Genomic DNA, 24409 nt, shown 5'->3' with positions numbered 1-24409 from the left:
ACAGCCATATTCGACGCTGAATCAGACATCCGTCCCGGGGGTCGTCTTGAAGACAAACGCCGCCCGTTCGACATCGCAGACCCAGACCAGGCCATCACCGTAATGCCCGGTTCTGGCCACTTCGGTAATGCAGTTGAACAAGCTTTCGGCAATCTCGTCGGGCGCCACGATTTCGACCCTGACCTTCGATGTGTAATCGGTCAGCTCATCCCGGATCTTGACCCGGGCCGAGACATGGCGGACGGGTGCGCTGCACCCTTCCACCTTGGTCACCGTCATGCCGGGAAAGCCGGGCATGGCCATCAGCGCATCGCGCAAAGCCGCTAGTTTATTGGGGCGAATCACCGCCTTGATCTCTTTCATGCTTCGATTTTCTCCTCGTCAAACCAGCGGTAAATGGTTGGCAGGACCAGCAAGGTCAGCAACGTACAGGTAATCAGGCCGCCAATCACGACAATGGCCAGCGGTCGCTGAACTTCAGAGCCCGGCCCGCTCGAGAACAGGAAGGGAATCAGGCCAAGCATGGCGACGGTCGCCGTCATCATGACTGGACGGAAACGCAAGGTCGCACCTTCGATCACGGCTTCCTGCACCGTTCGCCCGTCTTCGCGCAAACCGCGGATATACGAGACCAGCACGACACCGTTCAGCACGGCAATGCCCCACAGTGCGATGAAACCGACCGACGCTGGCACCGACAGGTACTCGCCGGAAACGAACAGGCCGATGATCCCGCCGATCGAGGCGAAGGGCAGCACGGTGATGATCAGCGTGGCAAAGCGCAGCGAATTGAACAGCAGGAAAAGCAGGAAGAAGATGGCGGCGATGGTGATCGGGATAATCACCGTCAAATGGCCGAGCGCCCGCTCCATGTTCTGGAACTGCCCGCCCCATTCAAGGTAATAGCCTTCCGGCAACTTGATCTGGGCCCCGACCTTCTGTTGCAACTCGGCCACGAAACTGCCCAGGTCGCGATCCTTGACGTTCACACCGATCACGATGCGACGCTTGCCCAACTCACGCGAAATCTGCGCCGGACCATCCTGAACCCGAATCCGGGCAACATCGGTGAGGCGCACCTGCGCACCGTTCGGCGAGGTAATCAGGACATTCGAGATCGCTTCGACATTATTGCGGAAGCGCTCGGGCAAGCGAACCACGCCGGGAAAACGTCGTTCTCCTTCGAAAATCTCGGTGACCACCTTGCCGCCGATGGCGGTTTCCAGCACATCGTTCACATCGGACACATTCAAGCCAAGCCGGGCAATCGCCTGGCGATCGATATCAACCGACAAATACTGCTGGCCGCTGACCCGCTCGATGCGCAAATCCTGGGCGCCCTGCAAGGACTGGGCAACCTTGCCGATTTGTCCGGCCACTTTCTTGAGTTGATCCAGGTCATCGCCAAAAACCTTGACGGCGATATCGGAACGCACCCCGGTGACCATTTCATCAACCCGGTCGGAAATCGGCTGGGCCATGACCACCTGCACGCCGGGCAACACCTTCAGCTTTTCACGCATTGCATCCTGGATATCGTCCTGCGACCAGCCAGACGGCCATTCGCTGCGCGGCTTCAAACTGACAATCGGCGTCGACTCGTTCGGCCCCTGCGGATCAGCCGGCGATTCGCCGCGCCCGACACCCGACACGGCCGATTTGACGCCCGGCACCTGCATGACCAGACGCATCGCCTCCATTTCCATCTTGATCGACTCTTCAAGCGAAATATTGGGAACGCGATTGATCCCCGGCACAACCGAGCCTTCCTTCATTTCAGGAATAAACGCCGTGCCGAGAAAAGGCAGGGTCGCCACCGTCAGGCCGAAAGCGACCACGGCGGCCGCAACAGTCTTGCGCTCGTTGGCCAGCGCCCAGTGCAACATCTTGAGATAGCGCTGCTTCATCGCCGCAATCAGGCGAGTGTCATGATCACCATCATGGGCCGGCGGCTTGAGCAGATAGGTGGACATGACCGGCGTCAGCGTCAGCGACAGGGCCAGCGAAATGGCCAGCGCAATCGCGATCGTATAAGCCAGCGGGGCAAACATCTTGCCTTCCATGCCCTGCAAGGTCATCAATGGCAGGAACACCAGGATGATGATCCCGACACCGAAAATGACCGGCGTCGCCACTTCGACCACGGCATGCAGGATGACGCGCAACTGACTTTCCCCGGTTTTCGCCTTGCGACCGAGTTGCAGGAAAGCATTTTCAACCACCACCACGGAGCCATCCACCATCAAGCCGATGGCGATGGCCAAACCGCCGAGCGACATCAGGTTGGCCGAAATACCCAGCTGATTCATTGCCACAAAGGTGAGCAACGGCGTCAGCACCAGTGTCGCGACGACAATCAGCGAAGAACGCACGTCGCCGAGGAACAGGAAAAGTACGACGACAACCAGCAAAACGCCTTCGAGCAGCACCTTTGTCACGGTCCACAGCGCGGCATCGACCAATTCCGAACGATCGTAGTAATCGACGATCTTCAGGCCATCCGGCAACATGCCCTTGGCGTTGATTTCAGCCACCCGCTCCTTGATCTTGCCGACGACCGCCTTGGCGTTACCGCCGGAGAGCATCATCACCACGCCACCGACTGCTTCCGTCGTGCCGTTCTTGATCACCGCCCCCTGCCGTACCTCGTGCCCGATCTGGACTTCAGCCACATCGCGCACGTAGACCGGGACACCGTCCTTCTCGCGCAAGACGATGACGCGCAAGTCTTCCAGATCCTTGACCAGACCAACGCCGCGAATCAGATACTGCTCGGCATACTGCGGCAGCACGCCGCCACCGGCATTGGCATTGTTGCGCCCGACCGCCTGATAAACGTCGGCAATGCTCAAGCCGAAATGACGCAGCCGGTCAGGATTGACCAACACCTGATACTGCTTGGCGAAACCACCCTGCGAGTTGATCTCGGCAACCCCGGGAATCGAACGCAACAGCGGACGCACAACCCAATCCTGGGCCGTCCGGCGCTGCATCAACTCTTCCTCGGTCAACGCCCGGTCACCATCATCGGGGCGTTCAAGCGTGTATTGGTAAACCTCGCCCAAGCCGGTCGATACCGGGCCCAGCACCGGTGAAATACCGGGCGGCAAGCGCGTGCCGACTTCAAGCAAGCGCTCCATGACCAGCTGGCGGGCAAAATACAAATCGGTCTTGTCGGTGAAAACCAGGGTAATCAGCGACAACCCCGGCTTGTTCAACGAACGCATTTCCTCCAGGCCGGGCAAACCCGTCATTGCCACTTCCAGCGGCACCGTGGCAAAACGTTCGACCTCCTCCGGCGAACGGCCCGGTGCTTCGGTAGCGATCTGAACCTGGATATTGGTTACATCCGGAAAAGCATCGACCGACAACTTGCGCGCTGCATCAAGGCCGAAAAACAGCATGACAGCCGCAATGACTGCCACCACCAGGCGCTGAGCCAGCGCTCCACGAACCAGGGATTCGATCACGAGCCCTCCATTTCCTTGCGATTACGCTCGTTATTGAGATGGAAGGCGCCATCGACGACGACTTTTTCCTCCCCCTTCAGGCCGGAAGCAACAACTCGCTGGCCGCCCTGTTCCGGGCCCAGCTTGACCTTGAGCAAGCGGAATGCGGCATTGCCCTCGGCGACAAAAACATGATCCTCATCGTTTTCGCGCACAACGGCGCTGGCCGGCACAACGAGACGTTCAACCGACTTGGCTTCGATCAGCATGGTGGCCAGCATCGCCGGTTTCAAACGCCCATCCCGGTTATCCAGTTCGGTGCGAACCAACACGGTTCGCGTCTCCGGATTGATCGTCTGACCGACATAAATCAGCTTGCCGACCAGTTTTTCATGCCCCAGCGCCGGCACTTCGATACTCACCGACTGACCTTCCCTGACCTGGCTGACCTGCTGTTCGGGCACTTGGGCCACAGCCCACAAGCGCGACAGATCGGCGACGACGAACAATGCATCGGCCGGTTGCACTACCTGCCCCTGAGCCAGCTTGCGTTCGACCACCACGCCATTGAGCGTCGCCACGACAGGCGTCAGCGAGTTGACCGCGCCCTGCTTGCCAAGCCGATCGATTGCAGCGGCCGTCACACCCAGCAACTGCAACTGGTCGGATGCCGCGCGCGTTTCGGCGACGGAAATCTGATATTCGCTTTCACGACGCTGCAACTCGGCCGCACCAATCACGTCGGCTTCGTAAAGCGCCTTGGCCCGCTCGGCATTGCGCCGATTCAGTTCCAGCTGCGCCCGGGCCCGCAGATACGCCAGTTGCTGCGTGGACAATTCGCTGCTGTTCAGGCGAGCCAGCACATCGCCCTTGCGGACAGTCTGCCCCAGCATTGCATCGATATCCGTCACCCGACCGGTGATGGTCGCACCGATACGCGCCAGACGCTGCTCATCAAAATCGATCCGCCCGGCCACACGCAGGGTTTCCGCCACAGGCTGCCGTTTCACCGGCTCAATCTTGAGCTGGGCCAGCAGTTCGCTGGCTGGAGAGACCAGCGCCGGATCGGCCGATGACTGAACAACCGCCTTGTCGCTTTCTTTATTGCAGCCGGCGAGCAATGCCGCGGTCAACAACAGACACAATACTTTTTTCATTCCTTGTTCCCTCCGGGAGCAGCCCGCAGTCGTTCAATATCCACCCAGGCCGCCGCCAGTTCATAGCGGGCCGCAATCAGTTCGGCCCGTGCCGCCCGAAAAACGCGCTGAGCATCGAGGACTTCAAGGAAGCCACGTTCTCCGAAGCGATAAGCCGCCTCGGCCACTTTCAAAGCCGCCTCGGACTGGCGGACGATGCCTGATTCAAGCGCTGTTACCTGCGTCAGCGCAATTTCATACTGCTGGTAAGCAATCTCCAGCCCCTGCGACAGGGAAAACTGTTGCGCCTCAAGCTCGTTTTTTGCCCGGGCAAGCTGAGCCGCTGCTTCGCCAACCGGCCCAGAACGACGATCCCAAAGCGGAATCGAGACGACCAGCCCCAACTTGGAAACACGCGTATCCGGATCCTCATCCATGCCGGCCTTCAAGGCCAGGCCCGGCCAGCGCTGGGCACGCTCAAGCGCCAGTTGCCGTTCGGCTCGCACCACTTCAGCGCGTGAGCGCGCCAAATCGGGGCTGCCGCCATCCATTTGCTGACGCACGCTATCGAGCGGGATCAAGGCCGGCACATCGCGCAAACGACTGGTCAGCTTGAATTCGGCCGGTAATGCCGCACCGACCACCTGCCGGAGCAGGGTTCGCGCCTGCTCCACCCGAAAACCGGCAGCCTGCGCTGTTTTCTGGGCATTCAATGTCTCGGCTTCGGACTTGATCAATTCGAAACGGGCCGCTTCACCGGTCTGGACACGCAGGGCAATACGCGAGCGCACACCTTCCATCAGCGCCGCATCTTCACGCGCATTCTTCATTTCAGCCTCGCGCCTCAGGACGTCGAAATAGCGCAGGCGCAGGCGGGCCAGCAAATCAGCCTCGAACATCTGCGATCCGGCAACGGCCGCATCCAGCCCGGCCTCCGCCGCGCCGATCCGGGCCGAACGGCGCCACGGCAGATCGATCGGCTGAGTCAGCGCCACACTGCGCGCATCGCCGGGATTTCCGGCGGGACCGCGCGCCCGCGCCGTGCCGCTCAGATATTCAAGCTCAGGATTCGGGAAGGCAGCCGCACCGTCCACCGCGTAGCGAGCGGCATTGACCTGCTCACGGGCCGCCTGAACAGAGCGGCTCGATGACATGGCCAGGCTTTCTAGCGTCGGCAAGTCGAACTCGGGCTGGGCGAATGCCAGAGTGGCACTCAAACCCAGGCCGAGAAAAGCAATTTTATGTAGTCGCATCATGGATATGATTCAGCAAAGGCCATGCCACGGAAATTTTGGACAATTCCCGGGGCACCGCGGTCAACGTCCGGCCAGGGCCGCAATTCGTTCTTCAAGCGGCGGATGCGATGAGAACAGAGCCATCCAGCCTTGTCCGCCGGCAATCCCGGAGGCTGCCATGGCTTGCGGCAGCGGTTCGGTATGCAGGCTTCCCAGGCGACGCAAGGCGTTCTGCATCGGCAGAGGCGAACGCATCAACTGGGCAGCACCGGCATCGGCCTTGAATTCACGCTGACGCGAGAACCACGCAACGATGATGCTGGCCAGCACGCCAAAGGCAATTTCACAAACAATGCTGGTGGCCATATAGGCCATGCCCGGACCGCTCGACTCTTCATCGCCCTTTTTCAGGAAACTATCGACGGCATAGGCGATGACGCGCGACAGGAAGACGACGAAGGTATTGACCACCCCCTGGATCAGCGTCAGCGTCACCATGTCGCCATTGGCAATGTGGGCCACTTCATGTGCCAACACGGCCTCGACCTCTTCACGCGTCATGCTCTGCAACAGACCGGTCGATACGGCAACCAGCGAACTGTTCTTGCTGGCCCCCGTGGCAAAAGCGTTCGGCTCGCCATCGTAGATCGCCACTTCCGGCATCGGCAGCGCAGCGCGTTCAGCCAGACGGGCAACCGTATCAACCAGCCAGACCTCGGTCGACGAACTCGGCGCCTCGATCACGCGGGCGCCAGTGGTCCACTTGGCCATGGGTTTGGACATGAGCAGCGAAATGAAGGCGCCACCGAAACCGATCACACCGGCAAAGGCCAGCAACATGCCGAGATTCAGACCGTTAGCGGTGAGGAATTTATTGACCCCGAGCAGGCTGGTCACCAGCCCCAGCACAAGCATGACCGCCAGGTTGGTCGCAAGGAAAAGCAGCACGCGTTTCATGATGAACTCCATGAGTTGAAAACGGCGCGAGTATATGGCCTTGTACAAACCAGAAAAACAGGAGCAAAATTGACCAATACTTCGGTTTTTTCTGAAAGCGGACATGAGCACGCTGAATTACAAGCACCTTCATTATTTCTGGGTCGTTGCGCAGGAAGGCAGCATCACCCGAGCGGCCGAGCGGCTGGATGTCGCCGTCCAGACGATCAGCGGCCAACTTTCGCTGCTTGAACGACAGCTCGGCAAGGCGCTGTTCAACAGCCAGGGACGCGGCCTGGTCCTGAGCGATGCGGGACGGCTGGCGCTTGGCTATGCCGACCAGATTTTCCAGCTCGGCGACGCCCTGGTCGACGCACTGGAAAGCAGCGACAGCGAATCAACCTTGCGTCTGCGGGCCGGCATTACCGACGGCATTCCGAAACTGCTGGCCTATCGTTTGTTGTCATCGGTCACCAGCATGCCGGCCGAAGTCCGGCTGATCTGCGAAGAAGGTGAATTCGAGCCATTGCTGGCCGATCTCGCGCTGCATCGCCTCGATGTCGTCCTGACCGACCGGGCCGCCCCCGTCGGCGGCAACCTCAAAGTCTTCAGCACCCGCCTGGGCGACTTCGAGACCGGGCTGTTCGGCAATTCCGCGTTGGTCGAGCGCTACAAGCAGGATTTCCCACACAGCCTGAACGGCGCACCGATGCTGCTGCCTACCCGGCACAATGCGCTGCGAGGACGAATCGATCGCTGGCTGGAACAAGGCAATATCCGCCCCAAAATCGTTGCCGAATTTGAAGACAGCGCACTACTCACCACCTTTGGTCGCGGCGGCCTTGGCTTGTTCCCCGCCCCGCTGGCGCTGGCCGAACAGGTTGCCAGCCAGCTCGATGCCATACCGCTCGGCGCCATGCCCGGTGTCAGCGAGCAAATCTACGCCATCTCGAATGAACGCCGGATTCGTCACCCGGCCATTGAAGTCCTGTGCAATGCATCACCGCAAGGCGCCGCAGAGCCAAGGGTATAATCCCGCCTCCCCAACGCCCATAAAAAAAGTATCCACTCCATGTTGCCGTTTCGCTATTTGTTTCTTTCCCTGCTGAGCCTGTTGATCGCCACCCAGGCCCTGGCCCAGCAACTTCCCGTCCCGCCAGCCCTGGCGGCAAAATCCTGGCTGCTGCTCGAAATGGGCTCCGGCCAGGTGTTGACCGCGGAAAAGCCGGACGATCGCCTCGAACCGGCCTCGCTGACCAAGCTGATGACGGCTTACCTGACTTTCAAGGCGATTCGCCAGAAAACCATCGGCCTGAACCAGGCTTTGCCGGTTTCGCCCAAAGCCTGGAAAACCGGGGGGTCGAAAATGTTCATCAAGGTCGACACGCAAGTACCGGTTGAAGACCTGATCAAGGGCATGATTGTGCAATCCGGCAACGACGCCTGCGTGACGCTGGCCGAAGGTATCGCCGGCAGCGAGGAAAGCTTCGCCCAGTTGATGAACCGCGAAGCCCAGCGTCTCGGCATGAAGTCGTCGAGCTTCCGCAACTCGACCGGCCTGCCCGACCCGGAACATTTCACCACGGCGCGCGATCTGTCGATCCTCGCTTCAGCCCTGATCCGCGACTTCCCCGAGGAATACAAGAAGTATTACTCGATGAAGGAATTCCGCTACAACAACATCACCCAGCCGAACCGCAACCGCCTGCTGTTCATCGATGCCACGGTCGACGGCGTCAAGACCGGCCATACCGATGCGGCCGGTTACTGCCTGATTTCGTCGGCGCTGCGCGACAAGCGCCGCCTGCTTTCCGTCGTCCTCGGCACCGCCTCCGACTCGGCGCGCGCCACTGAATCGCTCAAGCTGCTCAACTGGGGCTTCCTCTCTTACGACGCCGTGCCGCTGTTCAGCGCCAACCAGGCGGTGTCCACCTTGCGCGTCTGGAAGGGCAGCCAGAATCAGGTCAAGGCCGGCTTTGCCGCCGACCTGAGCATCGCCGTACCGCGCGGTTACAGCGACAAGGTGATGACCCAGTTCTTCCCGCAGGGACGCCTGATTGCACCAGTCCAGGCCGGCCAGCACCTGGGCACGCTGAAAGTCACGGTCGACGGCAAACTTTATGGCGAATATCCGGTCGCCACTCTTGAAACTGTCGAAATCGCCGGCATCTTTGGTCGTGCCATCGACACCGTCAAACTCTGGTTCAACTAAGCCCATGTCCCCCTACGTCGCCGATCCCGTTTACCTGAACGGCCAGTTCCTGCCTCTTGCCGAGGCTGGCATCTCGCCGCTCGACCGCGGGTTTCTCTACGGCGACGGGGTTTATGAACTGATCCCGGTTTATTCGCGACGCGCTTTCCGCATCGACGAGCACCTGCACCGCCTGGCCGCCACGCTGGCCGGCATCAAGCTGGCCAACCCGCTGGACATCGCCGGCTGGAAAGCGGTCGTCGAAAAGTTGATTGCCGATGCCCCATGGGACGACCAGTCGATTTACCTGCAAGTGACGCGCGGCGCCGACAACAAGCGGGACCACGCCTTTCCGGCAACGCCCGTACCGGCAACGGCCTTTGCCTTCGCCGGGCCGCTGGTCACCACGCCGCCGGATGTCCGGGCGCGCGGCGTCAGTGCGATCAGCGTTGCCGACCAGCGCTGGGCGCGCTGCGACCTCAAGGTAATTTCCCTGCTGGCCAACGTGCTGGCTCGCCAGCAAGCCGTCGAGGATGGCTGCGCTGAAGCGCTGTTGATCCGTGACGGCTGGCTCAAGGAAGGGGCTGCCTCGAATATTTTTGTCGTCAAGAACGGCGTGCTGCTGGCGCCGCCCAAGACACACCTGATGCTGCCCGGCATCACTTACGACATCATTCTCGAATTGGCCGAATCCCGCGGTCTACCGCTCGAAATCCGCGAAATTCATGAAACGGAACTTCGCAGCGCCGACGAGGTCTGGATGACCTCATCGACCAAGGAAGTCCTGGCCATCACGCAGATTGACGGCCAGCCTGTCGGCAATGGGCAACCCGGCCCGGTCGGCGAACAGATGTGGCAGTGGTACCAGGACTTCAAGCAATCCGTTATGCGCAAAGGCTGACATGGCTTCATACAAGGACACCCTCCTCGAATTTCCCTGCGATTTCCCGCTCAAGATCATGGGCAAGGCGGAAGAAACGCTGACCCAGGTCGTCGTCGAAATCGTCACCCGTCACGCGCCGGATTTCGACAGTGCAACCATGGAAATGCGTGCCAGTTCGGGCGGCAACTATCTGAGCCTGACGTGCACCGTGATCGCCACCTCGAAGCCGCAGCTCGATGCGCTCTATACCGACCTGAGTGGTCACCCGCTGATCAAAGTCGTGCTGTGAACCTGCACGTCAAACGTCTCGGCCGGGTCGAATACGAACCGACCTGGCAGGCCATGCAGGACTTCACCGCCAGCCGAACCCCGGATACCGCCGATGAAATCTGGATCGTCGAACATCCGCCGGTATTCACGCTCGGCCAGGCCGGCAAGCCGGAACACCTGCTCAACGATGTCGGCATTCCCGTCGTCAAGATCGACCGCGGCGGCCAGGTCACCTACCACGGCCCCGGCCAGGTCGTAATCTACCTGCTGCTCGACCTGCACCGGCTAAAAATCAAGGTGCGCGAACTGGTCACCACGATCGAGCAAGCCGTGATCGATGCACTGGCCGACTACGGCGTCAACGCCGAGCGGCACAGCGGCGCACCCGGCGTTTATGTCGGCGATGCCAAGATCGCCGCACTCGGCCTCAAGATCAAGAACGGCTGCAGCTACCACGGGCTGTCGCTCAATGTCGATATGGATCTTTCCCCCTTTGCCGCGATCAATCCCTGCGGCTATGCTGGCCTGAAAGTGATCCAGACCAAGGATCTGAACATTCCGCTCACCGCCCACGAGGCCGGCGAGCATCTCTGCAAACACTTGCTGCAGCAACTGGACAAACAACATGGCTGACAACGCAAACACCGCAGGCGCAAAGCAAAAAGGCGTCAAACAAAAGGGCGAACTGAAGACAGCGCGCATTCCGATCAAGATCGTGCCGGTCGACACCCCGCTCAAGAAACCGGACTGGATTCGCGTCAAGGCCGGCAACAGCGCCGGCCGCTTCGGCGAAATCAAGTCGATGCTGCGCGAAAAGAAGCTGCATACGGTCTGTGAAGAGGCGACCTGCCCGAATATCGGCGAATGCTTCGGTCGCGGCACGGCGACCTTCATGATCCTCGGCGACATCTGCACCCGCCGCTGCCCGTTCTGCGACGTCGGCCACGGCCAGCCGCTGCCGCCCAACCCGGATGAGCCGCGCGAACTGGCCGATTCCGTGGCTGCGCTCAAACTGCGTTATGTCGTGATTACCAGCGTCGACCGCGACGATCTGCGTGACGGCGGCGCCCAGCATTTTGTCGACGTAATCGGTGCCGTTCGCGCATCGTCGCCAACGACGACCATCGAAACACTGGTGCCCGACTTCCGCGGCCGCATGGATGTGGCGCTCGACGTACTCGGCCAAGCATTGCCGGACGTCCTCAACCACAACATGGAAACCGTGCCGCGCCTGTACAAGCAGGCTCGTCCGGGTGCCGACTACGCTCATTCGCTTGAATTCCTCAAGCAATTCAAGCTGCGTTATCCGAAGGTTTCAAGCAAGTCCGGCCTGATGGTCGGCCTGGGCGAAACCGATGAGGAAATCCTCGAAGTGATGCGCGACCTGCGCGCCCACGGCGTCGAGATGCTGACCATCGGCCAGTATCTGGCACCGAGCGGCCACCACTTGCCGGTGACGCGCTATGTTCATCCTGACACCTTCAAGATGTACGAGGAAGAGGCCAAGAAAATGGGCTTCAGCGGCGCCGCCTGTGCGCCGATGGTACGTTCCAGCTACTGGGCCGACCAGCAGGCCCACGCCGCCGGCGTCTAGTCCTGAGTCGATTCAACAGCCTTTGACTGGCCGGATGGCTCAGTCAAAGGCCAGTTGATTGCGACCGGCTTCCTTGGCCCGATACAGGGCCACGTCGGCCTGGCGGAACAGGGAAACGATCTTGCCGGTTGCCGAGTTTTGCCAGGCCCCGCCGACTGAAATCGTTACGACCCCCCAGGCTGCATTCCGCTCATGCGGAATCTGCCGATGGCGAACAGCCTCGACCAGGACCTGACCTATCGTCTGGCAGCTTGCCGCATCGATGCCCGGCAGGACCAACGCAAACTCCTCCCCGCCATAACGGGCAAGAATGACATCCGGCCCCAGTTCATCACAAACTTCGCTCAGTGCCGCAGCAACCGAACGCAGGCAATCGTCGCCCGCCTGATGGCCGTAGTGATCGTTGTATTTCTTGAAATTATCGACATCGAGCATCAACAATCCGAAGGCATGCCCCGAGCGAATCGCCTCTTCCCAGGCAACGTCGGTGCGCAAATCCATGTGCCGACGATTGAACAAACCCGTCAAGCCATCACGATTGGCCATTTCTTCAAGCTTGCGATTGGCCAGGGCGAGGCGCGCCCGCAATAGCGCAATCCGGCTGAGTGCCTTCATTTTGGCTTGCAGAACCGTTTCCGGAACGGTTTTGGCCAGGAAGTCATCGCCCCCGGCCTCGATGGCGGTGACGATATTTTCCGGCGTATCGGACGCCGTCAGAAAGATGATCGGGGTCCAGGCCCATTGCTGGGTGCTTTCAAATGCGCGGATACGGTTCGTCGCTTCAAACCCGTTCATCACCGGCATTTCGATATCCATCAGGACCAGATCAGGCGGTGCGGCCTGATACATCTCAACGGCGACCTGACCATTCTCGGCCAGCTGGACATCGTAACCAAACGCACTTAGCCGTGCTGCCATCAAGGCAGCGACGGCCTTGGCATCCTCCACCAGCAATATCTTCATCGAACCCCACCCTCAAGAATCAAGTGACTATTACTTTAGGGATACGATAAGCGAGAACGAGTCCGGCAGGAAGCTCGGCGGGGTGAAAAGACCGTTTATTTTGCCGACGGCGGTGGCGGCGGCGGAGAACCGGGGGGTGGCGGTGGCGGCGTTCCCGGCGGTGGCGGAGGAATCCCGACATCGCTGTGCTTGACCGCCTTGCTCTGGGCCGTTGCCATGCTGGCCGGCACAGGGACGCGATGCCCCTTGGCATACATGCACTGGATGAAAGCATCGTCGTATTGGCGTTGCGTGCCGATCCGCGAGGAGCGGGCACTACCACTCCCGACCGCTGAACCGACAAGCAATCCGGCGCCGGCACCGACCGCAGCACCTTCACGCCCACCGCCAATTGCCGCACCCGCGACAGCCCCGATGGCAGTCCCCACGGCAGCACTTGTTGCCAAAGATTCTCCCGAAGCCTGGCCCGGGGTTTTGCCACCAATCTGAATCAACGAGAAATCGCGGCAGTAAGCGTCATCCTGACGAAAACGCTCGATACTCTGCCCGGTCCCGGGCAAAACCATGACGCTCGGCCCGGTCGGCACGATGGCACACGCCCCCAGGGCAAGCGCCCCGACCAGAACACTCAGGCGCCGGAGAGAAGAATTCACATTCGACATGTCATTTCCCCGGCGGCACAGGCAGCACTTTCTGCCAGCCACCCGGACATTCCTTGATATAGGGGTAATAGCCTTTGGCACTGGCACAGTAATACCAGTACTGCTGTGCCGGGGCCGCTTGCGGTGCCGATGGTGGCGCAGGAACGATTTGCGGAGGCGGCTCGGCCGGCACATCGGCTTGTTCGATGTAAACCTGCGGCTCAGGGGGCGGCACGACGATGACCTGCGGCGGGTAATACACCGGTGGCGGGTAATAGTAGGGCGGCGGATAGTAATAGCGATGCGATGGGTAGTAGCGCGGCCCCCAGACAGGTCCGACATAAACATCGAAATGACCACCTGCCCAGACGTTGCCCAGGCCCGAGAAGAGCAGGACAAGTACTGCCAGTAATGTTTTTTTCAAATTCATGGGAAGCCATCCTGCAGAAATGCACGGCTGCCACGATAACGAAAAAGCAGCCGCTTCGGCGCAGGAAATTGCTACAAGATGTAAGCCGAAACGACCCCCTGCACTGCCCCGCTTAAAACCGAGGGGCAATGCAGGGGGTGAAGTGCTTAGAGGATACGCATCTTCTTGGCGGCTTCACGCAGCTCGCCACGGAAATTCGGATGAGCGATGTTGATCAGCGCTTCGGCACGCTGTTTCGCCGTCTTGCCCCGCAATTGGGCAACACCGAATTCAGTAACCACATAGTTGATGTCGTTCTTGCTGGTCGACACGTGTGTTCCTGCGGTCAACGTCGGCACGATGCGCGAAATGGTGTCGTCCTTGGCGGTCGACGGCAACACGATGAACGCCTTGCCGCCATTCGAACGGTTGGCCGCCCGAACGAAATCGGATTGGCCGCCCGTCCCGGAGTACGGCGAAAAGCCCAGGCTTTCAGAACCGCATTGCCCCATGAAGTCGATCTGCATCGTCGCGTTGATCGCGTGCAGATTGTCGTTCTGACCCGCCAGATAGGGGTCATTCGTGAAGTCGACCGGATGCATTTCGAGCGAGGGATTGCGATCCATGAACTGATACAGTTTCTTCGAACCCAGTGCGAAAGTAGCCACCATCTTGCCCGGCAGGTAGTTCTTCTTGCGGTTGGTCACCACGCCCGCTTCGACCAGCGTCATGATGCCGTCGCCGACCATCTCGGTATGAATGCCCAGATCGTGCTTGTCGGTCAGTTGCATCACGACTGCATCGGGAATACCGCCGTAGCCGATCTGCAGGGTTGCGCCATCAGGAATCATTTCGGCAACGTACTTGCCGATGGCTTGCTGCACAGGACCGATCTTCGGCAGGCCGACTTCAAGAATCGGATCGTTGCTTTCAGTCAGTGCGGTGACCTGGGAAACGTGGATATGGCAATTGCCATTGGCAAACGGCACGTTCGGGTTGACCTCAAGCACGACGGCGCGGGCCTTGGCGATCGCCGCCATGGTGTAGTCAGGCCCCAGGGACAGCGAGAAGAAACCGTGGCTGTCCATCGGCGAAGCCATGGCAAAAACAATATCAGCCGGCGTCTGGCCGCGCTGGATCAGCGCAGGCAGCTCGGAAAAGTAGGCCGGCACGAAATCGATCCAGCCTTCCTGACCGCCGGGACGCGTTGCGCCACCGAAGAAATAGGCGGTATGACGGACATTCTCGGTCGTTTCCGGATCGATGTAGCCATACTTGCGCAAGGGCAGAATCTGCGAAATCTGGACACCGCGATATTCGCGGCGCACATCGGACAGCGCGGTAAGCAGCGCCGGCGGTTCACCCACCCCCGTGGGAACCACGATGGTGTCGCCATTCTTGACGACACGAATGGCATCCAGTGGTGCCATTTTCTTCTGTTGATACAAGGCCTGTACTGACATTGCTTTCTCCTCTGACAATTTATTGTTTATAAAAAATCGGATGCTCTCATATTGGTCAGACCAAAAGGCTGACCGAGATCAAAAGACCATGCTTATTGCATTGCAACAAAAATCGGGGATTTACGGCTTGCGATTGCTCCCGGCCACCATCCGAATCTCGAACAGGCGGCATTCCAGCGGGCCGTTGAATAGCGGTGTTTTGCGACTTGGGCGCAAACCGACCAGCTTGGGCAGGCGCAGATCGGCGGTAAAGAAGAAGCAATTCCAGCCAGCCCAGTGTTTCTTGAGGGCGGACCCCAGTTGCGGATAGAACTCGGCCAGCTCGTCCTGTTCGCCAATCCGCTCGCCATACGGCGGATTGGTCACCAGCATGCCATGCTCGGTCAGCGGCTCGGTTTCCAGCATATCGGCGCGGTCGACCGTGACAATGCCGCCAAAACCGGCTTCCTGCAAATTCTTGCGGGTGGCCCGCACGGCCTTGTCGTCAATGTCGTAACCGCGAATCTCAAGCGGCTCCGGGTCCTTGCAACGCGCTTCGGCAGCCTGCCGGATCTGCGCCCAGTTCATCGCCTCGAACTTGGCCAGCAACTCGAAGGCAAAGCCGCGATCGAGGCCCGGTGCACGATCAAGCGCCACCTGGATGGCCTCAAGGAGGAAGGTTCCGCTGCCGCACATCGGGTCGACCAGCGACATACCCGGCTGCCAGCCGGAAAGCTTGAGAATGCCGGCGGCCAGATTTTCCTTGAGCGGCGCATCCACGCTGGCCTTGCGAAAACCGCGCTGCCACAGCGGTTGACCGGAAGTATCGAGATACAGCGTGCATTCGTTTTCAGTCAGGAAAACATGCACGCTGACATCCGGATTGCGCGTTTCGATATTTGGGCGCTCGCCGAGATCCTCGCGGAAACGGTCGCAGACGGCATCCTTGACACGCAGCGTGACGAAATCGAGCGACTTGAGCGGACATTTGATTGCCGTCGTCACAACCCGCATGGTGCGCGAGACGGAGAAATGATTCGGCCAGAGCTGGCGTACGGCCAGCCGGTAAATATCCTCTTCCTTCTGGTAAGGCCCCTTGACGATATGCCAGAGGATGCGCGTCGCGATGCGCGACTCCAGATTGGCGCGGTAGCAGGTACTCCAGTCACCGGAAAAGAAGACCCCGCCAGAAATCGGTTTGACCTCATCGGCACCGATGGCATTCAGTTCATCAGCCAGCAGGGGTTCGAGGCCGCGTGGGCAAATAGCAAAATATTTATTCATCAGAAGGGCTTCAGGACAACGAGAAAGACCACGGCAAACAGAACCAGCACCGGCATTTCATTATAAAAACGGAACCACACGTGGCTGCGCAGATTGCCGCCCGTCTGGAAAGCCTTGAGCACCCGGCCACAGTGCCAGTGATAGGCAACCAGCAGGGCAACCAGCGTCGTCTTGGCATGCAGCCAGCCGCCGCTGAAACCATAACCCAACCACAGCCAGAGGCCAAGCAGGACGGCGAGAATGCCGAGCGGGGTCATGAAACGGAATAGCTTGTTCGCCATCAACAGCAGGCGCTCGCGTTCGGCCACGCTGTCAGCCGGCACCATGGCCAGATTGACGAAAATGCGCGGCAAATAGAACAACCCGGCAAACCAGGCGACAACCAGCGAGATATGCAGAGCCTTGATGACTAGCATGCGTCATTTCCTTTCAGTGCTGCACGAATCCCATCATCCACCGATGGATAGGCCAGACGCAGCTTGAGTTCTTGTTTCAGACGACGATTGCCGATACGCCGCGACTCGCGCATGAAGGACATCTGCATCGGTGACAGGCGTTGCTCGGCCTCGGCCCGTGAAATCCGGGGCGGGCGCGGCAAGGCAAAGGCATCGGCCACGCGGTCGAAATAATCGGCCATGCGCAGATCGGAATCATCGACCACATTGTAGGCGCGGTTGGCGGCGCCATGTGTCATCGCAGCGACACAGGCGGCCGCCAGATCATCGGCATGGATGTGGTTGGTAAACACATCGTCAGCTTCATTCAGGGCCGGCATGCCACGTTGCAAACGTTCGACCGGCAGGCGATCCGCCGCATAAATGCCCGGTGCGCGCAGAATCGAGATGGCGACACCAGTCTGTTTGCCCCAGGAACGCAGGGACCGCTCGGCATCGACCCGACGCGCAGCACGCGGACTTTCCGCGGCAAGACGGCGAGTCTCATCGATTTGCTGCCCCTGACAATCGCCATAAATGCCTGTCGTACTAACGTAAATCAGGCGCCGTGGTAGACTTTTGCCCTTGCCCAAAGCAGCCAGCAAATGGCGGGTTCGGGTGTCGAACTGCCCTTCGCCGGGCGGCGGCGCAAGGTGCAGGACCACATCGGCCAGACCGGCCAGACGATCCAGACTCGCCCGATCATCAAGATCGGCGAGCAGCGGAATCGCCCCGGCCTCGCGCCATTGCCCGGCACGACTGGCATCGCGCAGCAAGGCGTAGACGCGGTAGCGGCGGGCAAGGCGGGAGAGGATGCGGCGGGCAACGTCCCCGCTGCCGACGATCAGTATATTTTGCACGGCGGCATTGTAGCCGACGATGAAGGGGAACTCATGAGCCACCAGATTACAGTCCAGCCGAGCGGCCGCCAATTTGCGGCTGAAACCGGCGAAACCATTCTCGATGCCGCACTGCGCCAGGGCCTGACCCTGCCCTATGGCTGCAAGGATGGCGCTTGTGGTGCCTGCAAGGGAAAAGTGCTGTGCGGCGAGGTTGACCACGGCAAAGCCCAGCCACATGCCTTGAAAGACGAAGAGAAGGCTGGCGGACTGACGCTTTATTGCTGCGCAACGGCGCTCTCCGATCTGAGCATCGAATGCAAGCAGCTCGGTGCCATCACCGACATTCCGGTCAAGACGCTGCCTTCCCGGATCGAGAAACTGGAACGCCTGGCGCCCGATGTCATCGAACTCCAATTGCGCCTGCCAGCCAACGAACGCCTGCAATTCCGGGCCGGCCAATATATCGACATCCTGCTCAAGGATGGCAAGAAGCGCAGCTTCTCACTGGCCAACGCCCCGCACGATGATGCCCTGCTGCAGTTACATATCAGGCATGTCCCGGGCGGCGTATTTACCGACCAGGTTTTCTCAAGCATGAAAGTGCGCGACATCCTGCGTTTCAATGGCCCGCACGGCAGCTTCCATCTGCGCGAAGAGTCGAACAAACCGATGATCCTGCTGGCCGGCGGCACCGGCTTTGCACCGATCAAGGCCATCGTCGAATACACGCTGGCGACCAATAGCCAGCGGCCGATATACATCTATTGGGGCGCCAAGGCACGCGTCGACCTGTATCAACATGCCTTGCCGGCACAATGGGCGGCCGAGCACCCGCACATTCAATACATCCCCGTTCTTTCCGAGGCGGCGGCCGGTGATGAATGGCCCGGCCGCAGCGGACTGGTGCATCAGGCTGTCACGGTCGACTTCCCGAATCTGGCCGATTTCGAGGTTTACGCTTGCGGTTCGCCTGGCATGATCGAGGCCGCGAAACGTGACTTCATCAGCGCCGGCCTGCCTGAAGAAGCATTCTTTGCCGACGCCTTCACATTTGCTGCCCAGTAATCAACGCTGCCAGGCACAGCCTTTCAGTACCTGACCGTTGCTGGTCACCGTGGCGCGCCAACCGAAAACCGAATCGGCCACCGCGTCACGGCACAGGCCCTGCTCGAAGCGCAGGCTGAGTTTCTGGTTATCCTTGCTGACTTCATAGCTGGCCACGCCCCCTTCGGCCTTGACCGGTGCTGCCGGCAAAATCACATCCGGCTTGCCTTGGCGCTTGAGCACGACATGCTCGTTGCCGACGGCCAGCAGCCAGCCCGGCTCCTTGCCTGCGGCACGCCAGCTTTCCTCGCTGCCGCCAGGTAGCTGGCAACGTCCTTCGGTATGCGCCATGTTCAGGCCCGAAGCCTTCAGCATGCCGTTTTCGATGTAGCCGACCAGCTCGACATACAGCTTTTTGCCACTATCCAGGCCGACCATGGACAGCGCCTTGCCGACGCCACGATCCGGCGAGATATCCTCGACCATCGCATAACTGCGATCGCGACAAGGAGCGAAAACAAGCTTGTCGCCCTGTTTCATCATCTGGCCAAAGGTCAGCTTCGGCGTGGTATCGACCGGCTTGGCTTCCTGAGCGTAAGCACCTGCGACCGAAAAACCGGCAAGCAGCGCAAGGAGGGAGATCGTTTTTTTCATGGCCGGACACATTCGCTAGACGTTAAGGACTGCATTCTCGCTGCCTGCCGGCGCAAAGAGTTTGATGCAGTTGAAAAACCCGGCAAGTATTCACTCACCCAGATAGGCCGCTCGCACCTTGGGATCATTCAGCAACTTGGCGGCTTCACCATTCAGCGTAATCACGCCACTCTCCATGACGTAAGCACGCTGGCTGCTTTCGAGGGCCAGCTTGGCGTTCTGCTCGATCAGCAAGATGGTCATGCCTTCTGCTGCCACAGCACGAATCACTTCGAAAATTTTCTGGACCATGATCGGCGCCAGGCCCATCGACGGCTCATCCAGCAACAGCAACTTGGGACGGCTCATCAATGCCCGGCCAATCGCCAGCATCTGCTGTTCGCCACCGGACAAAGTCCCGGCCAACTGCGTCTCGCGCTCCTTGAGACGCGGGAAGTAGGCGTAGATCTTGGCCAGGTCGGCGGCAATTTCAGGCTTGTCGTTGCGCAGGAAAGCGCCCATGGCAAGATTCTCGGCCACGGTCAGGCGCGGGAAAACGCCACGCCCTTCCGGCACCAGGGCAATGCCCTTGGAGATCATGTCGTGCGGTGCAATACGGGTAATTTTCTCGCCGCAAAAATGCACATCTCCCCCAGCCGCGTCGATGACCCGTGAAATCGCTTTCAGGGTGCTGGTCTTGCCGGCGCCGTTGGCACCGATCAGGGCGACCATTTCGCCTTCGTTGACGTGGAAGGTAATGCTGCGTACAGCCTGAATGCCGCCATAAGCGACGCGGAGTCCGGTAACTTCAAGCACCTAGGTATGCCTCAATAACGCGTTGATCTTTCTGGACAATGGCCGGCACATCTTCGATGACCAGCGCACCGTAATCGAGCACGGCGACGCGGTCGCACAAGCCCATCACCAGCTTTACATCATGCTCGATCAGCAGGATGGTCGTGCCGTCAGCCCGAATCCCCTCGATCAGCTCGCGCAAGCCTTCGGTTTCGGTCGCATTCATCCCGGCAGCCGGTTCGTCGAGGCAAAGCAGTTTCGGATTTGTCGCCAGCGCCCGGGCAATTTCCAGGCGACGCTGGTCGCCGTAGGAAAGATTGCGCGCCAGATCGTCGGCCCGCTCTTCGATGCGAACGTAGTGCAGCAAATCGATCGCACGCTGGCGAATCGCCGCCTCTTCCGCCCGGGTGGCGCGGGTCTGCAGGACAGCACCCAGCACACCGGCTTTTGTCCGGACATGACAACCAACCATCACGTTTTCCAGCGCCGTCATGTTGGAAAACAGACGAATATTCTGGAATGTCCGGGCGATGCCGCGCTCGGCAGCCTGGTGCGGGGCATCGGCAACCAGCGGCACACCGTCAAAGACAAAACCACCGCCATCCGGCACATAAAGCCCGGTCATGCAGTTAAAAAACGTGGTCTTGCCGGCTCCATTCGGGCCAATCAAACCATAAACTTCACCTTTGCGGATGGTCAGCGAAACGTCGCGTAGCGCCTTGACGCCGCCAAAGTGCTTGGCTACCGCATTGGCCGCAAGCAGTACCTCAGCCATCATGCTTCTCCCGTCAGTTCACGTTTGCGCTCGGGCGAGGGCCACAGGCCCGCCGGCTTGAAGCGCATGACAAGCACGAGCGCCAGGCCAAACACCAGCATGCGCAAGCTTTCGGGATCGATCAGCATCTTGCCGAAAACAGCCATTTGCAACGGCCCGACGCCGTAACGCAGGGCTTCCGGCAAAATCGAGAGCAGCACAGCCCCGAGGATGACGCCGGGAATATGCCCCATGCCGCCGAGCACGACCATCGCCAGAATCATGATCGACTCGATCAGCGAAAAGCTTTCCGGCGAAACGAAGCCCTGCATGGCCGAGAAGATACCGCCGGCCACGCCGCCAAAGCTGGCACCCATCGCAAACGCCAGCAACTTGACGTTGCGCGTGTTGATACCAACCGCCTTGGCGGCAATCTCGTCTTCACGGATCGCCTGCCAGGCACGACCGATGCGGGAGTTTTGCAGACGCAGGTTGATGATGATGATCAGGATCGCCAGCGCGAGTAGCAGGAAATAGTATTTCTGCGGTCCACTCAGCGAATAGCCCAGAATCTGCGTGGTCCCGGAAAACTTGAAGTCACCGATGGCAACCGGGTCGATCAGCGTGATGCCTTGTGCGCCATTGGTGATGTTGATCGGTGCATTCAGATTGTTCATGAAGATGCGGACGATTTCGCCAAAGCCAAGCGTGACGATCGCCAGGTAATCGCCGCGCAGCTTGAGCGTCGGTGAGCCAAGCAGCACACCAAAGACACAAGCGACCATCGCCCCAATCGGCAAAATCACCCAGAACGGCAGGTGCAAGCCGAAATGCGGGCTGGCCAGCAAGGCATAGACGTAAGCACCGACCGCGTAGAACGCGATGTAGCCCAGGTCGAGCAGACCGGCAAAACCGACGACGATATTCAGACCAAGCGCCAGGAAAACGTACAGGATGGCGAAGTTGATGATCCGTACCCAAGCCTGGCCGCCCATGGCGGCAACGAACGGCAGGGCGATCAGGGCGGTCGAAATCAGGGCAATGCCCAGCGCCGAACGCGGATTGAGCCACTTGTTCATGCGCGATCTCCCGTCTTTTCACCAAACAAGCCGGACGGCTTGAACATCAGCACGACAATCAGCACGACAAAAGCAAAGATATCCTGATAGTGGCTACCGAGGAAACCGCCGGTCAGGTCGCCGATGTAGCCGGCACCGAGCGCCTCGATCAGGCCGAGCAGCACACCGCCGAGCATGGCCCCGGCGAGATTGCCGATACCGCCCAGCACCGCCGCCGTGAAGGCTTTCAGACCAAGCATGAAGCCCATCTGGTAATGGGCGATTTCGTAATAGGTGCCGACCATCACGCCAGCAACCGCGCCCAGCGCCGAGCCGATGATGAAAGCCGAGGCGATGACACGGTTGATATTCACCCCCATCAGGCTGGCGACCGCAGGATTCTGTGCTGTGGCACGCATCGCCATGCCGAGCTTGGTGCGATAGACGAGGAACAGCAGGCCACCCATGGTGATCGCCGAGGTCAGCACAATCACGATCTGAACCAGCGTGAAATTAGCCCCGGCGAATTCGAAATCGATTTTCGGCAGCAAGGGCGGAAAAGTCATGTAGTTGCGGCCCCAGATGATCATCGCCAGATTCTGCAGGACGATGGACATGCCGATGGCCGTAATCAGCGGCGTCAGCCGCGGCGCATTGCGCAAAGGACGGTAAGCGATGCGCTCGAGCCCCCAGCCCAGCGCCATGCAGACCAGCATCGAACAGATCAGGCCGCCCATCCCGGCGAGCATGACCGGCATGCCGGCCTTGAGTAAAAGACTGGAGACGGTAATGGTGACCAGCGTACCGATCATGACCACTTCACCATGGGCAAAATTGATCAGCCCCATGATGCCGTACACCATCGTGTAGCCCAGTGCGACCAGGGCATAAATGCTGCCCTGGACAAGGCCGTTGATGATTTGTTGAAGAAAAATATCCATTACGACTAAACAACCTCAGCATGTAGAAACGGCACCTCTCGGTGCCGTTTTATCTCAGTCAAATGACTGCTTACTTCTTCTCGACAGCCGCCTTGGTGGCTTCGGCCGCGTTCTTGACTGCGTCCGCACCTACCTTGACGGCCTCTTTACCTACTTCCGTTGCTGCACCGGCAACCGCCTTGGCAGCATCCTTCACTTCAGCCACAGCTTCCTTGACTTCAGCCTTGGCTGCAGCCACGGCACTGCCGCCGAGCGTCGAAACATACTCCAGTTTACCGCCCTTGTACTGGTAGATCGAAATCGCGCCACCCTTGAGGTCGCCGAATTCATCAAACGCAATTTGAGCCGTCAAACCGTCGTAGTTGGTCTTGCCGATTTCAGCCAGGTACTTGGCCGGCTCGACCGAGTCGGCACGCTTCATCGAATCGGCCATGACCATCACTGCATCATAGACATACGGTGCGTACAGCTGGATTTCAGTACCGAACTTCTTGACGAACTTGTCCTTGAATTCCGGGCCCTTGGCCAGTTTTTCAAGCGGCATGCCCGGCAGCGAGCAGTAGTGACCTTCGGTCGCTTCGCCGCCCAGCTTCATGAATTCCGGAGTACAGACGCCATCGCCACCAAGGAACTTGGCCTTGATACCGAGTTCCTTCATCTGCTTGGCCATCGGGCCGCCCTGAGCGTCCATGCCGCCATAAAACACCAGATCGGCCTTGGTAGATTTGATCTTGGTCAGGATGGCCTTGAAATCGGTGGCCTTGTCGTTGGTGTATTCATTGGCAACGACTTTCAGACCGGCCGCTTCGGCGGCCTTTTTGAACTCGTCGGCCAGCCCCTGGCCGTAGGCGGTGCGGTCATCGACGATGGCCACGGTCTTGACACCCTGGGTTACGGCAAACTCACCCAGCACCTTGCCCTGCTGGACGTCGTTGGCCATCACGCGGAAAGCCGTCTTGAAACCTTGCTGGGTGTATTTCGGGTTGGTTGCCGAACCGGAAATCTGCGGAATGCCGGCGTCGGAATAAAGCTTGGAAGCCGGGATGGTGGTCCCGGAATTGAGGTGACCTATCACCCCGAGAACCTTGGCATCGACCAGCTTCTGGGCGACGATGGAACCCTGCTTTGGATCGGCCTGGTCATCTTCGCCGAGCAATTCGAACTTGACCTTGGCACCACCGATTTCCAGGCCCTTGGCATTGAGTTCCTCGATCGCCAGGCGGGCGCCGTTTTCATTATCTTTACCCAAATGCGCCTGCGGGCCGGTCATTGGTGCGACATGGCCCAGCTTGACGACCATTTCCGGCTTGGCGGCTGGCGCGGCCGGTGCTGCAGCGGGTTTCGGTTCTTCCTTCTGACCGCAGGCGGACAGGGCGAAAGCAGCGGCAACGGAGAGAGCAACTACGGAAATCTTGGCTTGCATCGGTGATTCTCCTGATCTCTGGTGGGTAGAAACTAAGTGCCGCGATTCTCCC

The 24409-nt window shown here is 59.7% G+C and carries 25 protein-coding genes; 7 read left to right on the top strand and 18 right to left on the bottom strand.

Going from position 1 to position 24409, the window contains the following annotated elements:
* Positions 1-21: 21 nt before the first annotated feature.
* From KI614_RS01725 to htpX, 5 genes are read right to left on the bottom strand one after another with little or no spacing between them, the layout of a single operon-like run.
* A complete protein-coding gene (locus KI614_RS01725) occupies positions 22-363 on the bottom strand; it encodes a P-II family nitrogen regulator (protein WP_226407440.1) in 342 nt (113 codons plus the stop codon).
* Positions 360-3470, bottom strand: a complete 3111-nt coding sequence (locus KI614_RS01720) for an efflux RND transporter permease subunit (RefSeq protein WP_226407438.1) — start codon at positions 3468-3470, stop codon at positions 360-362. Before KI614_RS01720 ends, KI614_RS01725 begins: the two co-directional genes overlap by 4 nt.
* Positions 3467-4606 (bottom strand): efflux RND transporter periplasmic adaptor subunit, encoded by a 1140-nt coding sequence (locus tag KI614_RS01715; protein ID WP_226407436.1) that lies wholly within the window; start codon positions 4604-4606, stop codon positions 3467-3469. Before KI614_RS01715 ends, KI614_RS01720 begins: the two co-directional genes overlap by 4 nt.
* Complete coding sequence (locus KI614_RS01710) at positions 4603-5841, bottom strand: TolC family protein (RefSeq protein WP_226407435.1); 1239 nt, start codon at positions 5839-5841, stop codon at positions 4603-4605. The genes KI614_RS01715 and KI614_RS01710 overlap by 4 nt, the downstream gene beginning before the upstream one ends.
* Positions 5842-5901: 60 nt before the next feature.
* Positions 5902-6777, bottom strand: coding sequence for a protease HtpX (htpX, locus tag KI614_RS01705; RefSeq protein ID WP_226407434.1), 876 nt, complete (start codon positions 6775-6777; stop codon positions 5902-5904).
* Between the two features lie 103 nt (positions 6778-6880).
* Between htpX and KI614_RS01700 the strand changes: the two genes are divergently transcribed.
* From KI614_RS01700 to lipA, 6 genes are read left to right on the top strand one after another with little or no spacing between them, the layout of a single operon-like run.
* A complete protein-coding gene (locus tag KI614_RS01700) occupies positions 6881-7789 on the top strand; it encodes a LysR family transcriptional regulator (protein WP_226407433.1) in 909 nt (302 codons plus the stop codon).
* Positions 7790-7828: 39 nt separating this feature from the next.
* The gene (locus KI614_RS01695) at positions 7829-8968 is read left to right on the top strand and encodes a D-alanyl-D-alanine carboxypeptidase family protein (protein WP_226407432.1); all 1140 of its coding nucleotides are present in this window, start codon (positions 7829-7831) and stop codon (positions 8966-8968) included.
* A gap of 4 nt (positions 8969-8972) precedes the next feature.
* Positions 8973-9848, top strand: coding sequence for a D-amino acid aminotransferase (locus KI614_RS01690; protein ID WP_226407431.1), 876 nt, complete (start codon positions 8973-8975; stop codon positions 9846-9848).
* Between the two features lies 1 nt (position 9849).
* On the top strand, positions 9850-10119 hold the full coding sequence (locus KI614_RS01685; RefSeq protein WP_203468410.1) for a YbeD family protein: 270 nt from the start codon (positions 9850-9852) through the stop codon (positions 10117-10119).
* Positions 10120-10121: 2 nt separating this feature from the next.
* On the top strand, positions 10122-10733 hold the full coding sequence (gene lipB, locus KI614_RS01680) for a lipoyl(octanoyl) transferase LipB (RefSeq protein WP_413464187.1): 612 nt from the start codon (positions 10122-10124) through the stop codon (positions 10731-10733).
* Positions 10726-11694, top strand: a complete 969-nt coding sequence (gene lipA, locus KI614_RS01675; RefSeq protein WP_226407429.1) for a lipoyl synthase — start codon at positions 10726-10728, stop codon at positions 11692-11694. Before lipB ends, lipA begins: the two co-directional genes overlap by 8 nt.
* Positions 11695-11733: 39 nt before the next feature.
* On the opposite strand, the gene KI614_RS01670 is transcribed toward lipA, so the two are convergent.
* The 7 genes from KI614_RS01670 to KI614_RS01640 form a co-directional block, all read right to left on the bottom strand.
* Entirely contained in the window at positions 11734-12657 is a 924-nt protein-coding gene (locus KI614_RS01670) for a diguanylate cyclase domain-containing protein (protein WP_226407428.1), read from the bottom strand.
* Between the two features lie 95 nt (positions 12658-12752).
* Positions 12753-13319 carry a YMGG-like glycine zipper-containing protein gene (locus KI614_RS01665; RefSeq protein WP_226407427.1) on the bottom strand — a complete coding sequence of 189 codons (567 nt, stop codon included), beginning with the start codon at positions 13317-13319 and terminating at the stop codon, positions 12753-12755.
* A gap of 1 nt (position 13320) precedes the next feature.
* Complete coding sequence (locus KI614_RS01660) at positions 13321-13728, bottom strand: hypothetical protein (RefSeq protein ID WP_226407426.1); 408 nt, start codon at positions 13726-13728, stop codon at positions 13321-13323.
* A 146-nt stretch (positions 13729-13874) separates the two neighbouring features.
* Positions 13875-15170, bottom strand: a complete 1296-nt coding sequence (locus tag KI614_RS01655) for an acetyl-CoA hydrolase/transferase family protein (protein ID WP_226407425.1) — start codon at positions 15168-15170, stop codon at positions 13875-13877.
* 120 nt (positions 15171-15290) lie between these two features.
* On the bottom strand, positions 15291-16436 hold the full coding sequence (locus KI614_RS01650) for a THUMP domain-containing class I SAM-dependent RNA methyltransferase (RefSeq protein ID WP_226409207.1): 1146 nt from the start codon (positions 16434-16436) through the stop codon (positions 15291-15293).
* On the bottom strand, positions 16433-16849 hold the full coding sequence (locus KI614_RS01645) for a CopD family protein (RefSeq protein WP_226407424.1): 417 nt from the start codon (positions 16847-16849) through the stop codon (positions 16433-16435). Before KI614_RS01645 ends, KI614_RS01650 begins: the two co-directional genes overlap by 4 nt.
* Complete coding sequence (locus tag KI614_RS01640) at positions 16843-17727, bottom strand: SDR family oxidoreductase (protein WP_226409204.1); 885 nt, start codon at positions 17725-17727, stop codon at positions 16843-16845. The genes KI614_RS01645 and KI614_RS01640 overlap by 7 nt, the downstream gene beginning before the upstream one ends.
* 33 nt (positions 17728-17760) lie before the next feature.
* Between KI614_RS01640 and KI614_RS01635 the strand changes: the two genes are divergently transcribed.
* Positions 17761-18774, top strand: coding sequence for a CDP-6-deoxy-delta-3,4-glucoseen reductase (locus KI614_RS01635; protein ID WP_226407423.1), 1014 nt, complete (start codon positions 17761-17763; stop codon positions 18772-18774).
* Here the strand turns inward: KI614_RS01635 and KI614_RS01630 are convergent, their stop codons facing one another.
* From KI614_RS01630 to KI614_RS01605, 6 genes are all read right to left on the bottom strand, one after another.
* Positions 18775-19407 carry a COG3650 family protein gene (locus KI614_RS01630; protein WP_226407422.1) on the bottom strand — a complete coding sequence of 211 codons (633 nt, stop codon included), beginning with the start codon at positions 19405-19407 and terminating at the stop codon, positions 18775-18777. It lies immediately after the preceding gene.
* Positions 19408-19497: 90 nt separating this feature from the next.
* On the bottom strand, positions 19498-20202 hold the full coding sequence (locus KI614_RS01625) for an ABC transporter ATP-binding protein (protein ID WP_226407421.1): 705 nt from the start codon (positions 20200-20202) through the stop codon (positions 19498-19500).
* A complete protein-coding gene (locus KI614_RS01620) occupies positions 20195-20956 on the bottom strand; it encodes an ABC transporter ATP-binding protein (protein WP_203469287.1) in 762 nt (253 codons plus the stop codon). Before KI614_RS01620 ends, KI614_RS01625 begins: the two co-directional genes overlap by 8 nt.
* Positions 20956-22014: an ABC transporter permease subunit gene (locus KI614_RS01615; protein WP_203468400.1), complete on the bottom strand. Its 1059-nt coding sequence runs from the start codon at positions 22012-22014 to the stop codon at positions 20956-20958. The genes KI614_RS01620 and KI614_RS01615 overlap by 1 nt, the downstream gene beginning before the upstream one ends.
* On the bottom strand, positions 22011-22934 hold the full coding sequence (locus tag KI614_RS01610; protein WP_203468399.1) for a branched-chain amino acid ABC transporter permease: 924 nt from the start codon (positions 22932-22934) through the stop codon (positions 22011-22013). Before KI614_RS01610 ends, KI614_RS01615 begins: the two co-directional genes overlap by 4 nt.
* Before the next feature lie 70 nt (positions 22935-23004).
* Positions 23005-24357 carry a branched-chain amino acid ABC transporter substrate-binding protein gene (locus KI614_RS01605; protein WP_319002681.1) on the bottom strand — a complete coding sequence of 451 codons (1353 nt, stop codon included), beginning with the start codon at positions 24355-24357 and terminating at the stop codon, positions 23005-23007.
* Positions 24358-24409 lie beyond the last annotated feature (52 nt).

Origin of the sequence: Dechloromonas denitrificans, assembly GCF_020510665.1 — a bacterium.
Classification (GTDB): Bacteria; Pseudomonadota; Gammaproteobacteria; order Burkholderiales; family Rhodocyclaceae; genus Azonexus; species Azonexus denitrificans_B.
The sequence above is the reverse complement of the archived record's forward strand: the minus strand, read 5'-3'. Positions and strand labels throughout refer to the sequence as shown.